At 62.4% G+C, this 13,996-nt stretch carries 11 protein-coding genes and 1 pseudogene; 2 read left to right on the top strand and 10 right to left on the bottom strand.

Annotated elements, in window-relative coordinates:
• The coding region (locus B3V69_RS08670; RefSeq protein ID WP_296445645.1) for an MdtA/MuxA family multidrug efflux RND transporter periplasmic adaptor subunit at positions 1–1,211 on the bottom strand (1,211 nt) is incomplete at its 3' end.
• A gap of 212 nt (positions 1,212–1,423) precedes the next feature.
• On the opposite strand from B3V69_RS08670, the gene B3V69_RS08675 reads away from it, so the two are divergent.
• On the top strand, positions 1,424–2,272 hold the full coding sequence (locus B3V69_RS08675; RefSeq protein WP_296445646.1) for a PA4780 family RIO1-like protein kinase: 849 nt from the start codon (positions 1,424–1,426) through the stop codon (positions 2,270–2,272).
• 34 nt (positions 2,273–2,306) lie between these two features.
• On the opposite strand, the gene B3V69_RS08680 is transcribed toward B3V69_RS08675, so the two are convergent.
• From B3V69_RS08680 to B3V69_RS08695, 4 genes and pseudogenes are all read right to left on the bottom strand, one after another.
• Entirely contained in the window at positions 2,307–2,975 is a 669-nt protein-coding gene (locus tag B3V69_RS08680) for a histidine phosphatase family protein (RefSeq protein WP_296445648.1), read from the bottom strand.
• Between the two features lie 123 nt (positions 2,976–3,098).
• Positions 3,099–4,061 (bottom strand): PhzF family phenazine biosynthesis protein, encoded by a 963-nt coding sequence (locus tag B3V69_RS08685; RefSeq protein ID WP_296445650.1) that lies wholly within the window; start codon positions 4,059–4,061, stop codon positions 3,099–3,101.
• Complete coding sequence (locus B3V69_RS08690) at positions 4,058–5,296, bottom strand: PLP-dependent aminotransferase family protein (protein WP_296445652.1); 1,239 nt, start codon at positions 5,294–5,296, stop codon at positions 4,058–4,060. The genes B3V69_RS08685 and B3V69_RS08690 overlap by 4 nt, the downstream gene beginning before the upstream one ends.
• Positions 5,293–5,700, bottom strand: a pseudogene (locus B3V69_RS08695) (DMT family transporter); the annotation flags it as partial. The pseudogene B3V69_RS08695 and the gene B3V69_RS08690, both read right to left, overlap by 4 nt.
• Before the next feature lie 287 nt (positions 5,701–5,987).
• On the opposite strand from B3V69_RS08695, the gene B3V69_RS08700 reads away from it, so the two are divergent.
• Positions 5,988–7,433 (top strand): PLP-dependent aminotransferase family protein, encoded by a 1,446-nt coding sequence (locus B3V69_RS08700; RefSeq protein ID WP_296445654.1) that lies wholly within the window; start codon positions 5,988–5,990, stop codon positions 7,431–7,433.
• 29 nt (positions 7,434–7,462) lie between these two features.
• Here the strand turns inward: B3V69_RS08700 and B3V69_RS08705 are convergent, their stop codons facing one another.
• From B3V69_RS08705 to B3V69_RS08725, 5 genes are read right to left on the bottom strand one after another with little or no spacing between them, the layout of a single operon-like run.
• The gene (locus B3V69_RS08705) at positions 7,463–8,716 is read right to left on the bottom strand and encodes an HDOD domain-containing protein (RefSeq protein WP_296445656.1); all 1,254 of its coding nucleotides are present in this window, start codon (positions 8,714–8,716) and stop codon (positions 7,463–7,465) included.
• 4 nt (positions 8,717–8,720) lie between these two features.
• Positions 8,721–9,935 carry a flagellar hook-associated protein FlgL gene (gene flgL / locus B3V69_RS08710; RefSeq protein WP_296445657.1) on the bottom strand — a complete coding sequence of 405 codons (1,215 nt, stop codon included), beginning with the start codon at positions 9,933–9,935 and terminating at the stop codon, positions 8,721–8,723.
• Between the two features lie 28 nt (positions 9,936–9,963).
• Positions 9,964–11,910 (bottom strand): flagellar hook-associated protein FlgK, encoded by a 1,947-nt coding sequence (gene flgK / locus B3V69_RS08715; protein ID WP_296445659.1) that lies wholly within the window; start codon positions 11,908–11,910, stop codon positions 9,964–9,966.
• Entirely contained in the window at positions 11,907–12,821 is a 915-nt protein-coding gene (flgJ, locus tag B3V69_RS08720) for a flagellar assembly peptidoglycan hydrolase FlgJ (protein ID WP_296445662.1), read from the bottom strand. Before flgJ ends, flgK begins: the two co-directional genes overlap by 4 nt.
• A 1-nt stretch (position 12,822) precedes the next feature.
• Entirely contained in the window at positions 12,823–13,968 is a 1,146-nt protein-coding gene (locus B3V69_RS08725; RefSeq protein ID WP_296445664.1) for a flagellar basal body P-ring protein FlgI, read from the bottom strand.
• Between the last annotated feature and the right edge of the window lie 28 nt (positions 13,969–13,996).

Raw genomic sequence — 13,996 nt, forward strand, 5'->3', positions numbered from 1 at the left:
TCGGTCACTACCCGCTCACCGGCCGCCAACTCGCCCTGAACGCTGATCCAGTCGCCCTCGGTGGTACCCACGCGGACACGGCGAATGGTTACGCTGCTGTCCTCCTTGACGACATAGACAAAGCTGCCCTGTGCGCCGCGTTGCACCGCGCTGGCCGGCACCACCAAGACATTGCTCAGGGCGTCCACCTGAAGCCGGATATTGACGAACTGGTTGGGAAACAGCTCGTTGTCGCTATTGGGAAATTCCGCCTTGAGCTTGAGGGTGCCGGTCGGCAGGTCGATGCTGTTGTCGGTACTGCTCACCCGGCCGACCGCGAGTTTGACCTTTTGCTCGCGGTCCCAGGCCTCGACCACCAGGGGTTGACCGGCCTTGAGCTTGCCGCTGATTTGACGCAGATTGGCCTCTGGCACGGCGAACACCACGGCAATCGGTTGCGTTTGCGTAATGCTGACCAGGCCGGTGCTGTCGCTGGCATGCACCACATTGCCCAGATCGACCTGTTTGAGACCCAGGCGACCGCTGATCGGCGCGCTGACTTTGGTGTAAGAGAGCTGCAGCTTGGCGTTGTCGACCTGGGCCTGATCGGTTTGTACCGTTCCCACCAGCTGGCGCGCCAGGGCATCCTGGGTCTCCACTTGTTGCTTGGCAATGGAATCCTGGGCCAGCAGGTCTTTATAGCGCGCCAGGTCCAGTTGCGCGTTGCGCAGCTGCGCCACATCGCGCGCCAGCTGACCCTGCGCTTGCGCCAGCGCAATCTCATAACTGCGCGGATCGATCTCGGCCAGCAAGGCGCCAGCGCGCACGGGCTGGCCTTCTTTGAAATGGATGGCTTTGAGTTCGCCATCGACACGCGCGCGTACCGTCGCGGTGTTCAAGGCTGCAATATTGCCGATGGCCGACAGAATCACCCGCATGTCCTGGCGTTTGGCCGCCATCACCGACACCGGCTGGGTGCGGTTGGTGCCACCAAAACGACGGCTACCGCCCGCCGCACTGGCAGACGGGTTCGAACCGGTTGACGGACCGGCGCCGACAGCGGTGGCTGAATCGCCCTCGGCGAGGCCAGACGAACGGTGTGTCCACCACCACGCCCCATAGCCGCCCGCGACCAGCACCAGCAACAGCAACAAAAGTAGATTTTTTGAAATGCCCGCCTGCCTGTGCCCACTGGATTGAGGTGGCAAACGGTTTTTCATATTCTTTTTCATCGTGAATTCTGGTTAAAAGGGCGATCGGCAAAGCCGCATGACGATCACACCATGGTTTGCCCGCCCTGTGCAGTCGACCATATCATCCCGCTGCGTCCACGGGCATGCCGACAGACATTTTCAGGCGACATTCCACACGCCATGTTGCACGCCGGTAAAGCAGCGGTAAAGCGATGCGTCATGAAATATCGGGGCAGTGCAAAATGGCGGCCATGAAACCACCCAAGAGACTGCAATCCTTAATCGAAGAAGGCCTGATCGACACGGTCGTGCGCCAGCTCATGAGCGGCAAGGAGGCCATGGTCTACGTGGTGCGCTGCGGCGGCGAGACCTACTGCGCCAAGATTTACAAGGAGGCCGAGCAACGCAGTTTTCGCCAAGCGGTCGACTACACCGAGAACCGCAAGGTCAAGAACACGCGCCAGGCGCGCGCGATGGCCAAGGGCACCCGCTTTGGCCGGGAAGCGCAGGAGGCGGCCTGGCAGAGCGCCGAGGTCGATGCGCTGTACCGCCTGGCCGGCGCTGGCGTGCGGGTGCCCAAGCCGCACAATTTTTTCGAGGGTGTCCTGTTGATGGAGCTGGTCACCGATGAATTCGGCGACGCCGCGCCACGGCTGAACGATGTGGTGCTCACGCCAGCGCAGGCGCGTGCCCACCATGGGACGCTGCTGATCGAGGTGGTGCGCATGCTGTGCGCCGGCGTCGTGCACGGCGACTTGTCGGAGTTCAACATCCTGCTGGCGCAAGACGGCCCGGTGATTATCGATCTGCCGCAGGCGGTGGATGCGGCCGGCAACAACCACGCCAAGCGCATGCTGCTGCGCGATGTCGCCAATCTGCGCGCCTTCTTCGGCCAGTTCGCGCCCGAGCTGCTGCACACGAACTTTGGCCCGGAGATCTGGGATTTGTACCAGCGCGGCATGTTGCAGCCCGACGTGGCGCTCACCGGCCACTTCGAACACAAAAAAGAGGCGGTGGACGTGGGCGGCGTGATGCGCGAGATTGACGACGCACGCGCCGAGGAGTCAGCGCGCCGCCTGCGTCTGCAGACTGCCCGCTGACAAGGCAGCAGTCCCGGGGCTCTGTTCCCCGTCCTCAGGTATGGGTGATCCAGCTCGCATGGTCCGCATGGTCCAGATGCGGCAGCGTGTTGTAGGTCAGCAGCGTGTGGCGTTTCGGGTTGAAGGCGAACTCGGAGATGGCGCTGTTGCGGATGCGCATGTTGAGCTCGATCGTGGTCTCGGGCGTGGTGCCCAGCACATGGCCGATGGCGGTCGAGATTGGCCCGCCGCTGGAGACGATCAGCACATTGCCGTCGCAGTCTTTACGGATGTGGTCCAGCGCGCTGATCACGCCCTGCTGGAAGTCACGGTAGCTGGGCATGCCATGGGGGCTGACGACGCCGTTCATCCATTGCGTCAGGCCGTCGCGCAGCAGGCGAAAGTGGTGGCGATACAGTTCGGGCGTGTCCGGTTTTTGGAGTTTGCAGGGGTGAATGGCGGCAATCACGGCTTCGCTGTCGTATTCGTTCAGGCCCGGCCACGCCTGCGCCTCCAGGTCAAAGCCGCCGCCCTCGCGAATGCCGGCATAGGTTTGTTGCTGGCGGCGCAAGGTGCCGGTCAGCACGGCATCAAAGGTCAGGCCTTTCTGGCGGAAATACTCGCCCAGCCGCACGCTTTGCTGCTGGCCCAGCGTGCTCAGTTGGTCGTAATTTTCGGCGCCAAACGAAGCCTGGCCATGGCGTACAAGATAGAGGGTTCCCATGCCCCGAATCTAAGCCAAATGACGGCATAGTCCTTGTCACCCGAGCGACGAAGGCTATAAGTTTTGTAGCGCTTTGGCCCGTTGGCTGCGGACCGGGACCGCCACCACGCGGCCGACGACCGGTCAGAGACTGACCTGACCGTCGATGCAGGTGACCGAGTCGCCGCCAACCCAGACCTGGCCGTTGTCATCCTGCTCAATATGCACACGTCCGGCGCGCCCCAGGCAGATGCCTTGCGCCGCCACATAGCTGCGGGGCGCCAGGCCGTCGGCGATCAGCCACTGCGCCAAACTGGCGTTGAAGCTGCCCGTCACCGGGTCTTCATTGATGCCCGCCGACGCGGCAAAGGCCCGCACTTCGAGTTCAGTCGGCGCCCATGAGGCACTTGCGGCGTCCGCCGGGCGCGGCCCAAATGCACGCGCTTCACGGTTCGATCGTGCTATTAAAGTAGTAGCTGCCTGCGCAGCTTCCACGCTGGCTACACCCACTATTTGCCCCAAATTCTTGAGATCCAAATGGTGCGGGGACAGTTGCAAGACGGTTTCATGGCTGTCCAGCAGCAGGCCCAGCCAGACCGGGCCGTTGTCCAGCATCTGGGCGGCGATGATCTGCTGCGGCTTGAGTCCGAGCGCCGCCCCCACCTGGGCCAGCAGGGCCGGGCTGGGATTGCTGCGCTTGAGCGGCGGTGCGGCGAAAGCCAGGCGCGCGCCCTCGCGGCGAATCCGGACCAGGCCAAGAGCGCATTCCTGCACGATCTCCGTTTTTGCTTTTGGGCTGCCCCCCGCTTGCAGCCAGGCATGGCAGCTGCCCAGGGTCGGGTGGCCGGCGAAGGGCAGTTCACTGCCGGGGGTGAAGATGCGCACGCGGTAGTCGGCGCCATTGGCCGCGCCTGAGGCGCTGGGCGGCAGCAAGAACGTGGTCTCGGACAGATTGGTCCAGTGCGCGAAATGCTGCATTTCCTCGGTAGACAAGCCGGTGCCGTCCAGCACCACGGCCAGCGGGTTGCCCAGATAGGGCTCGGCGGTGAAGACGTCAACTTGCTTGAAAGGCCTGTCCTGAGCCGGTCGAAGGGGGTGGATGTTCATGCTGTGCAGACCTTTATGGCGTGATCGGGCAACTCGGCGGCATAGGCTTTGATGCCAGCGGCCAGCGCCGCCACGCCGCGGTGGATGTCGTCCACGCTGGGGGTGACAAAGGACAAGCGCAGGGTGCGCGGGTCACCGTGGTCGGCGTAAAACGGCGCGCCGGGGACGAAGGCCACGCCTTGCTCCACCGCAAACGGCAACAGGTCCACCGCGTTCATGCCCCGGGGCAGACGGGCCCAGAGGAACATGCCACCGGCGGGTGTGTTCCAGGTCAGCGTCGCGTCCGGCTCGCCTGCCGGCATCTCGCGCGCCAGGGCTTCAAGCATGGCGTCGCGTTGCGATTTGTAGAGTGCGCGGATGGTGGGCACGTGGCGCTCCAGAAAACCGTTTTTCATGACCTCGGCAATCAGGCGCTGGTTGAAGCCGGGGCTGTGCAGGTCGGCCGCCTGCTTGGCCTGCAGCAGTTTGGGGTAGACCGCTTTGGGCGCGACGACAAAGCCCAGGCGCAGACCCGGCGCCAGCACCTTGGAGAAGGAGCCGAGGTAGATGCAACCGTCCGGGTTGCGCGCGGTCAGGGGGGCGGGCGGGGCGCGGTCAAACCAGAGGTCGCCGTAGGGGTTGTCCTCGATCAGGGGCAGGCCGAGTCGGGCGGCCGCGGCGCTCAGGGCGGCGCGGCGCGCTTCGCTCATGGTGCGGCCGGTCGGGTTCTGGAAGTTGGGCAGGGCGTAGAGAAAGCGCGCCCCTTGCGCCTTGGCTTGCAGGTCGGCGATATCAATGCCTTCGTCATCGTTGCCGACGCTGACGACCTCGGGCTCCATCGGGGTGAAGGCCATAACAGCGCCCAGGTAAGTGGGGGACTCCACCAGAATTTTGCTGCCGGCGTCCACCAGCACCTTGGCCACCAGATCCAGCCCTTGCTGCGAGCCGGTGGTGATCAGGACCTGGGCCGGATCGACGTTCCACGGCAGTCCGGCGGCGACCATGTCGCGCAGCGGCCCAAAGCCTTCGCTGGCCGCGTATTGCAGCGCGGCGTGTGCGTCATCGCGCAACACCTTGGCGCTGGCGGCGGCGAATTCGGCCACCGGAAAGGTCTTGGGCGAGGGCAGGCCGCCGGCAAAACTGATGATGCCGGGCCGCTCCGTGACCTTGAGGATCTCGCGGATCACCGAGGGGTTCATTTTGGCGGCGCGTTGGGCCAGCAGCCAGGGCGGGGTGGGCGTTGAGTTCGTGCTCATAAGGGTCTTCCTTCTTCTTTAAATGTTGATCTGGGCGTGCTGACCGACATTTTGCGGCCAACAAATACGACGGCCATGACGGCCAGTCCAAAACCGGCGGTGACCGCGTCCAGCGATTCGCCCAGCAAGGGTATGGCAAATAGCATGGATAAGAAAGGCTGTATCAGTTGCATCTGGCTCACGCGCACGGTGCCCCCCAGCGCCAGCCCGCGGTACCAGGCAAAAAAGCCCAGCCACATGGAGCACACGGCGACGTAGGCCAGGGCCGCCCACGCTTCAGTTTTGATAGCTGTCTGCGGCCATTCCATCAGGGCTAGAGGCAGATTTAATGGCAAGGATGCGAGCAGTGCCCAGCAGATGACATAGTCGGGGCGCATGCGCTGCGACAGTTGCCCGCCGACCCCGAGGGTGCCGAGCCAAAGCCCTTGGCGGATGGCGTGGGGGTTCGATTTCATGGTGTTGGGCTCAAAAGTCAGAACGTGGACATCCAGGCCGCCGTGACGGTCAGTACGGCCCCACCATGGCGAGCACCAGCAAAGCCGTGAATTCAGCGGTCGTCATGGGAGTTGGCGGGTCTGTTCATGGGTTTGACTTTATAGTTGAAACCAGCACACTGGCGGTACAATTTTTGAGACAGATTTCGAATCTGTATTGATTGCTTTGGCAGCACAGCCTGATGTGAAGGGAACCCATGTTGACGAAAACCGCATCGCAGTCTTTGACCGAGCAGCTCTCCGCCCGTTTTGCCGAGCGCATCCGCAACCGTCTGCTGGCGCCGGGCAGCCGTCTTCCCTCGGTGCGCCAGTGCGCCCTGCAGCAGGGCGTGAGCCCCAGCACGGTGGTGGCGGCCTACGACCAGCTGTTGGCGCAGGGGTTGGTGGAGGCCCGCAGAAACAGTGGATTCTTTATAAGAAACAGGGCTCTAGCCCCCGAATCTGTTGCGCAGTCAGCTATAAATTCAGTAGCAAATCAGGATGCCCGTCGAACCACGAAGAGCAGTTTTGAGGCGCACCATGTGCCGGTCAATGCGACGGCGCTGATTCGCGGCATGTTTCATGGCAGCAGCGACAAACCGCAGCCCGGCATGGGCGTGTTTCCGCCGGACTGGCTGGCGACCACCTTCATGGCGGCAGCCGTGCGCCGCGTCACCAGCACGCGCGCGTTGCATGCATTCTCCTTGCAGTACGGCGAGCCTGCCGGCGACAGTGGCTTGCGTCAATCGCTGTCGCAAAAACTCATTGGCTTGAACGTGCACGCCAGCCCGCAGCAGATCATCACGACTGTGGGGGCCACCCACGCGCTGGACATCGTGAGTCGCACGCTGTTGCGCGCGGGTGATCATGTGATGGTGGAGGAGCCCGGCTGGGCCATCGAGTTTGCGCGCCTGGACGCCTTGGGCATGCGCATCCTGCCGGTGCCACGGCGTGCCGATGGCCCCGATCTGGAGGTCATGGCGCGCTATTGCGAGCTGCACAATCCCAAACTGTTCGTGAGTGTCAGTGTGCTGCATAACCCGACCGGCTACTGCCTCTCGCCGGGCAGCGCGCACCGCGTGCTGCAACTGGCCAACGCGCACAATTTTCATATTGTTGAAGACGATACCTACAGCCACCTCGCCCCCGAACATGCCACCCGCCTGTGCGCGCTCGATGGCTTGCAGCGCACGATTTACGTCAGCGGGTTCGCCAAAATCCTGGCGCCCGGCTGGCGCGTCGGCTTCATGGCCGCGCCCCCGGCGCTGTTCGAGCGGCTGCTGGACACCAAATTGCTGGCGACCCTGACCACGCCGGCGCTGTTGGAGAAGGCACTGGCCTGGTGCATCGACCAGGGTCAACTGCGCCGCCATGCGGAGCGTATCCGGACCCGGCTCGATCTGGCCCGTGCCCGCAGTGTGAAGTTGGCGTTGGCGCATGGCTGCAGCTTTGCCGCACCGCCCGCCGGCCTGTTTGGCTGGGTGGAAACCGGTGTCGACACCGACGCGCTGGCGCAGCGCATGCTCGATGTGGGCTACCTGTTGGCCCCGGGCGCCCTGTTTCATGCCAGCCGCCAGCCCAGCACGCTGATGCGCATCAACTTCTGCACGACGCAGGAGGCGCAGTTCTGGGAGGTTTTCTCGAAAATCCGTGCCGAGTTGTGAACGTTGGGTTTTCAAGCCCCTCCAGCTCTTTACACCAGCAACAAACCCTTCGCGGGATGCGGCGTGGCATTGGACAGCGTGCGCAACAGGGCCCGATTGACGTCCTCGAGATTCATTTGGTGTGAATCGCAGAGCAAGCGCGTGGCGTGGGTATTGGGTGACTCCAGCGCGGTGGCTATGTCAAGGTAAGGCATGTAAGGCCCCGTGTGGCCCAGAATCGCGGACGTGATGCGTTCCGACAGGTGGAGGCGCGCCAGGGCTGCGTTCAGGGGTTCGCCCAGCATCAGGTCAACCTGCGAGAGCAGGCCACACAGATAAATTTCGCGGCGCAAATCGTCGCCATCACCGGCGTCCAGCAGATGCGCCATCAGGCGGGCCCGTACCACCATGGCGGTTCGTACCGGCTGCAAGTTCAGGTCGCTGGTGGCGTGGGGTAGCTGCTCCAGCAGCCAGGACCGAATCGGCGACAGGCCCAGCACCATCAGTGCGTGCCGTATCGATTCGATCTCGGTGCGCAGGCCCAGACCCGCCGAGTTGGCATAACGCATGAAGCGATAAGCCAGGATCGGCTCCTCACTCAAGATGTGCTCGATATGTTCCACGGAATCGTCGGCATCAATGGCTTCGATCAGTCCGACGACCGCGCGGTGCCCGGGCTGGATGCGCTGGTGCCGATACCCGTGCAGCACGTCTTCCATGGGCCAACCGGCTACCGCCCAGGCGCCTTGCTCGTCCAGGCAATGCTCGGTCAAAACCCGGCTGGCAACCGCCTCGTAAATGTGCTTGGCCAGCACCGGGCTCGTTACCCGGCTTGTTCGCGACGCATCGGCTCCATTGTGTTTGCGCAGGGACACCCGCAAACCGGCCAGCGACTCCTCCGCGCTCAAGGTCACCATATGGCGAAAAAAGCAAGGTGCCAGCGCGGCACTGGGTCGCGCCCCGGGTTCGCCGCGCCAGATCAGCTTTATGCCGCGTTGATGCGCCTGATGAACGCGCCGCGCCATGACCGGATCATTCAGGTGCGACTCATGCACGACAAGCCACGGACTATTCGAGGGGCCGTGATCCAGCAGGTCGCCCAGTAGCCGGGGCGACTGCACCGACAACAGGAGTTCGGGGGCTTGCTCGGACCACAATTCACCGAGCGCACTCAGGAGATGGGGGGCATCGACGGCGGTGCTGTCGTCGGTGCCGACGAAGAGCTGAACGCCGCTGAACTGGCGCAGCTGGTTCCACAGCAGTTGATAGCCAAGAGAAACACTGCCAAGAACGGTACGGACCATGGTGTCAGCTAATGTAATTGAAAAGTGACAGTTTCTGGACTTGCGCGTAAGACTGCAAGGCCGCCTGGTAGCCGGTTTGAAGTTTCTGAAAATCCGAGATGCCTTTGACCATGTCCAGGTCCTCGGCCCTTGACTTGTCAACGGTCAGTTGAATCGTGCGACCTTGCTGTGAGCTGGTGATGTTGTCAGCACGATTTAACCACTCGCCGGCTTGGCCGCGTGCCGATTGAATCTGGTTCATGCTGGCATCAATTTGTGTTAGTGCGAGAGGGATAGTCTGGTTGTTATCTGCCGGGGTGCCGCTTTTGATGCCAGCTATGGCATCGTCCAGCACCTTGAAAACATTGGTTTTTGTGCTGGGGCTGATCTGTACGACATCACCATTGGCGGGCGCGCCGTTAGCGACAAACGACATGCCGTCAAACTGGATCGCCTGGCCAGCAACGTAGGGCTGCGCGGCCAGGATGGCAGGGCCTGCCGGCGAGGGAGCGCTCGTGGCGTCAAAAACGTTATAGCTCGTCACCCCCGCCGCCACGCTGAACTCCACGCTGTAGTTGTGGCCTGTCAGCGCCGCCGGAGACACGACTTGCCCTGTGTCGGTCCATACCGAACCGGTGTTGAGGGCGGCTGGTGCGGCAGGCAATGCGACGTTAAAGCTGCCGTTGCCCGTGGGTACGCTCATCCAGATGGCCTGGCCGTCCATGGCCCCGGGCACAGTGACCTCAGTGCTGGCCCGCTGACCGCCGACGCCGTTGAAGCTCACCCCGGTCGTTGCGTCGGTGAAGGGGACGCTTGCGCTGCCCAAGCCACCAAACAGGGGCGAGCCGTTGCTGTCGGCACGGTTCGCCACGGCAAATAACTGGTCTCGCAAACCTGTCATCTGTTGGGCAATAGTGGCGCGATCAGTCGCTTTGTAGCTGCCGTTGCCGGCACTGACGACGAGCTCGCGCAGGCTTTGCATCAGGTCGGTGGCATCCCCCAAGGCGGACTCCGCCAAGGTGATGGAATTGCTTTGGACGCCCAGGGCGCGTTGATCGGTTGCCACGCGCGTCATGCGCGTCAAGTCGCGCTCGGCCTGCGCCGCACCGGTCGGATCGTCGCTGGCGCGATTGACATTTTTGCCGGAAGTCAGCTTTTCCTGCTGGCTGGCGAGATCTGATTGGCGTGTGTACAGGTTTTGCAACGCGTTGTCATAGGTGTTGGCCGAGCTCAATCGCATGATGTACTCCTCGTGGATCGTTCTTTAACTATCGCCCGAACGTCTGCATCAGGGTGTCAAAAATGCCTTGTGCGATTTGCAGCATTTTGGCCGAGGCCTGATAAGACTGTTGGAATTGCAGCAATTTGGCCGCTTCTTCGTCAAGATTGACGCCCGACACACTGGCGCGGTTGGTCTCAATATTGGTGGCAATGGATTTGGACACGGCCGCGGTCGACGTGGCGCTTTGGACCCGAACGCCGATCTCCGCCATGGCGCTGGCGTAGCCGTCGGTCAAGGCGCCGCCGTCAAACATGGCGACGTCGCGCAAGGCCATCATGGCTTCGGCATTGCCGGAATTCAGCTTCTGGTTGGCGCTCGGCTGCACGGTGGCGGTGCTGCCCACCGTGAAGGTGTCGCCCGGGTAGATCGGACTTGTCCCTACGGCAGAACCCTGGAGCGTGAGCGACCAGCCGGTGGCGCCCGGGGAAACCGTATCGTATTCAATGGCCTGACCTGGCGTGTAGGGGTAAGTGGTGGCCCCGGTGTCGGACCGGATGTAGGTTCCCGGCGCGGTGAACGTCAGCGTAATGGCCGCTGGCGCCGGCATCGACCTGGCGGCCAGGCTCGCGACGGCCAGCGTGCCTTTGTTGTTGGCGCCGGCGTTGGCCGCAACCGGGCTGCTCATGGCCAAGGCTGCTGGGGAAGAAAAAGCGGTGGCAATGGTCGACGAAACTGCGCTGAAAGGCGTGATCAAAAAGCGATCATTGGAGGCCGCGCCGGCACTGACAGAGATATTCAGTCCGTCAATCTGTATGGGAACCGCACCGAAGGCCGTGACGACGCCGTCAGAAAGTCGGGTGATATTGCCGGCAGCGGGGCCGGTGAAGCTGACTTCATAGTTGGACGCCGCCAGCGCCGTGGTACCCGAATTGGGCGGCGCTTGAACGGTGACCTGCAAGGTCGCTGTGCCAGTGTTGGTGCTCGCCTCGAGGCCCGCTGGCAAGCTGCTCACTTTGAACAGGTCACCACCGGTTGCGCCGTTCAAATCAACACCGAGCTTGTGCTGGTCGTTGGCCGCTGTACCAATCGCCAAGGCCATGCGCCCGAGCAGGTTGCGGGCATCGACCAGATCACTGTTTTGAAATCGCAGCAGACCCGCCATCTGACCACCACCCAGGGTGGCCTCTTCCATCACCATGGGTGCCCCGGCACTCTGCATAGTCAGTTTGATGGTGGCCGGATCACCGTACGCGTCCTGACCGAGGCCCATCGTGGACACCTTGGTTCCCAGCACCAGGGGCTGGCTGCCGGCCACGAACAGGCTAACCGACCCGTCATCGGCGGGAATGCTCGTGGTCTGGACATATTGATTCAGATCCTTGATGAGCTGGTCACGCTGGTCCAGTAGATCATTGGCGGGCTGGCCTGAGCCTAGATTGCGCGCAATCTGTTCATTGGTGGCAGCGATGCGCCCGGCCAGGAGGTTGACTGCCGTGACCGCGTCCTTCAACTGGCTGCTGACGCCTTGCTTCAAGTCATCCAGACTGCTGGAAGCGGCCCGAAAACGGGCGGCCATCTCGTCTGCGTGGGTCAGCGCCACTGTGCGTGCCGTCAGATCGGTCGGGGCGTTTGCAACATCTGAGAACGAGTTGAGCATGTCGCTCACGGATGCCCCGAGGCCGCTTGCCCCCCCCTGGAAAATGTTTTCAAGTTGCGTGAGCTGATTCAGACGCGCGGTATCCGACGCGGACACCGAGCTGGAGACGGCGGCTTGGCGTGTCAGGAAATCACTGTGGTTGCGCAGGATCGTCTGGACATCCACCCCGTTGCCGATGTAGCCACTACCGGTGTACTGTCCCGGCACCGCCTGAAACACCGCGGACTGACGCGAGTAGCCCGGCGTGTTGACGTTGGCAATGTTGTTGCCAGTCGTCTGCAGCGCAACCTGGTTGGCCATCAGGGCGCGGGTGCCGATGTTAAGAATGCCACTCATACGTTTTGCGCCAAGACTTGCGCGCGCTGCAGCCGCTGCGTGGTGTGAATGGCGCGACTCAGCTTGGAGGCGTAATCCGGGTCGGTGGCGTAACCGGCTTTCTGCATGCCCGTCGCAAATGCCTGCACCGAGTTTGTCTGCAGACTGGCCTGTGCATACCGGGGCGTTTGGGTAATGAGTTTTGCGTAGTCGCGAAAAGACGATTCGTAAGAGTCATAGGCGCGAAACTTGGCGACTGCTTTTTTGGCTATGCCGTTGACGTATTCTGTGGTGGTGACTTCCGCGACTTTGCCGGTCCACCCGGCACCTGCCTTGATGCCAAACAGATTGAAGGACGGCGCGCCACCTTTCATCTTGATTTCATGTTGGCCCCAGCCCGTCTCGTGGCCAGCCTGCCCCAGCATGTAGCTGGCCGGAATACCGCTGGATTTTTCTGCGCTGGCGGCCGCTTCCGAATGGCGTTGAACAAAATTGGTTTGCCCGACCGTGGGCGCGCTAGCGTGGGCGCTGTAGGCGGCCAGAGACGACGCTTTGGTTCTGGCGCTGATTGGCGTTACGACTGGCTTTTTGTCTGAATCGGCGGCCCCGGGCTTAGCGTCAACCGTCTGGCGCGACAGCTGTTGAGCAATCAGATCCGACAGCCCGCCGGGTTGGCCGGACATCTGTACCGCAAACTGCTGGTCCAGCAGGTCGGCGCCCAAGTCACCGCCTGGGCTGTCCATCAAGCCCGATTTCATCGTGGCTTCGCGCATGCTTTTGATGAGTTCACGCATGAACAGGGACTCGAACTGCTTGGCGGCTTCCTTGATGGCTGCGGGCGTTTTTTTTCCGGCCTGCAACTTCAAATTGTTGAGTGAGCGCGCGTCGGCTGCCAGCGAGCCGGATGCGCCAGGGAGTTGCCCGTAGCTCATCTCAGATGACCTCCAGCTCCGCGTTCAGAGCACCGGCCGCCTTGACGGCTTGCAAAATAGCCAGCAGGTCTTGCGGCGTGGCGCCCAGCGCATTCAAGGCACGCACCACGTCCGACAGTTGGGCGGCCGTCGGCAACTGAATCAAGATGCCGGGTTCTTGTTTGATTTGGATATTGCTTTTCTCGGTCACCACCGTTTGCCCGCCTGTTGACAAGGCGTTGGGCTGGCTGATCACGGGGGTTGAACTGATGCTGATCGACAGGTTGCCGTGTGCAATGGCGCACGGTCCCAAGGTCACCGCCTGATTGAGCACGATCGAGCCGGTGCGTGAATTGATGACGACTTTGGCCGAAGGCACTGAAGACTCCAGTGGCAACTCTTCCAGTTCGGCAATAAATGAAACACGCGCGTCAGACTCGGTGGGGGCAATGACTTTGACAGTCCGCCCATCAAGCGCGTGGGCCGAGCCTTCACCAAAGCGTTTGTTGATCGCCTTTGCCACACGCTGCGCCGTTTGAAAGTCTGAAGCTTCAAGCCCCAGGTTGATGCTGTTGCCTTCCAGCAAGGGGGTGGGCACAATCCGCTCCACCTGCGCCCCGCCCGGAATACGTCCGGCGCTGAGATGGTTGATCTGAACTTTGCTACCGCCTGCTGCGGCCCCGGCGCCGGCCACGATAAGGTTGCCTTGCGCCAACGCATAGACCTCACCATCGGCGCCTTTGAGCGGCGTCGCAATCAGCATTCCCCCCTTGATGGACTTGGCGTTGCCCATGGACGAGACCGTGACGTCGATGGCCTGGCCTGGCCTGGCAAAGGCGGGCAGCTGTGCCGTGACCAGCACGGCCGCCACGTTCTTGAGTTGCAACTGCGCGATGGCCGCTGCAGGTAGCGTGATGCCGAGCTGCTTCAGGTAGTTGGCGATGCCCTGGGACGTGTAGGGCATCTGGGTGGTCTGGTCGCCCGTGCCATCGAGTCCGACCACCAGACCAAAACCGGTCAACTGGTTGCTGCGCACACCTTCAACCGCCGCCACCTCCTTGATGCGGTTGGCGTGGGCCGTACCTGGCACAAAAAGACTGGCGAGCAACCACAGCGCTGCCAGTGGCCAGAACTGGCGAATCTTGTGCGATGTGTGACTGCTGTGCATGTTTGGTTACCCCTCGGCACTATTCTCG

It is taken from the genome of Rhodoferax sp. UBA5149 (genome assembly GCF_002413825.1).
Taxonomy (GTDB): domain Bacteria; phylum Pseudomonadota; class Gammaproteobacteria; order Burkholderiales; family Burkholderiaceae_C; genus Rhodoferax.

Coding starts and splice junctions, on each gene's coding strand:
- B3V69_RS08675 (WP_296445646.1), top strand. CDS start 1,424: ATGAAACCACCCAAGAGACTGCAATCCTTAATCGAAGAAGGCCTGATC.
- B3V69_RS08680 (WP_296445648.1), bottom strand. CDS start 2,975: ATGGGAACCCTCTATCTTGTACGCCATGGCCAGGCTTCGTTTGGCGCC.
- B3V69_RS08685 (WP_296445650.1), bottom strand. CDS start 4,061: ATGAACATCCACCCCCTTCGACCGGCTCAGGACAGGCCTTTCAAGCAA.
- B3V69_RS08690 (WP_296445652.1), bottom strand. CDS start 5,296: ATGAGCACGAACTCAACGCCCACCCCGCCCTGGCTGCTGGCCCAACGC.
- B3V69_RS08700 (WP_296445654.1), top strand. CDS start 5,988: ATGTTGACGAAAACCGCATCGCAGTCTTTGACCGAGCAGCTCTCCGCC.
- B3V69_RS08705 (WP_296445656.1), bottom strand. CDS start 8,716: ATGGTCCGTACCGTTCTTGGCAGTGTTTCTCTTGGCTATCAACTGCTG.
- flgL (WP_296445657.1), bottom strand. CDS start 9,935: ATGCGATTGAGCTCGGCCAACACCTATGACAACGCGTTGCAAAACCTG.
- flgK (WP_296445659.1), bottom strand. CDS start 11,910: ATGAGTGGCATTCTTAACATCGGCACCCGCGCCCTGATGGCCAACCAG.
- flgJ (WP_296445662.1), bottom strand. CDS start 12,821: ATGAGCTACGGGCAACTCCCTGGCGCATCCGGCTCGCTGGCAGCCGAC.
- B3V69_RS08725 (WP_296445664.1), bottom strand. CDS start 13,968: ATGCACAGCAGTCACACATCGCACAAGATTCGCCAGTTCTGGCCACTG.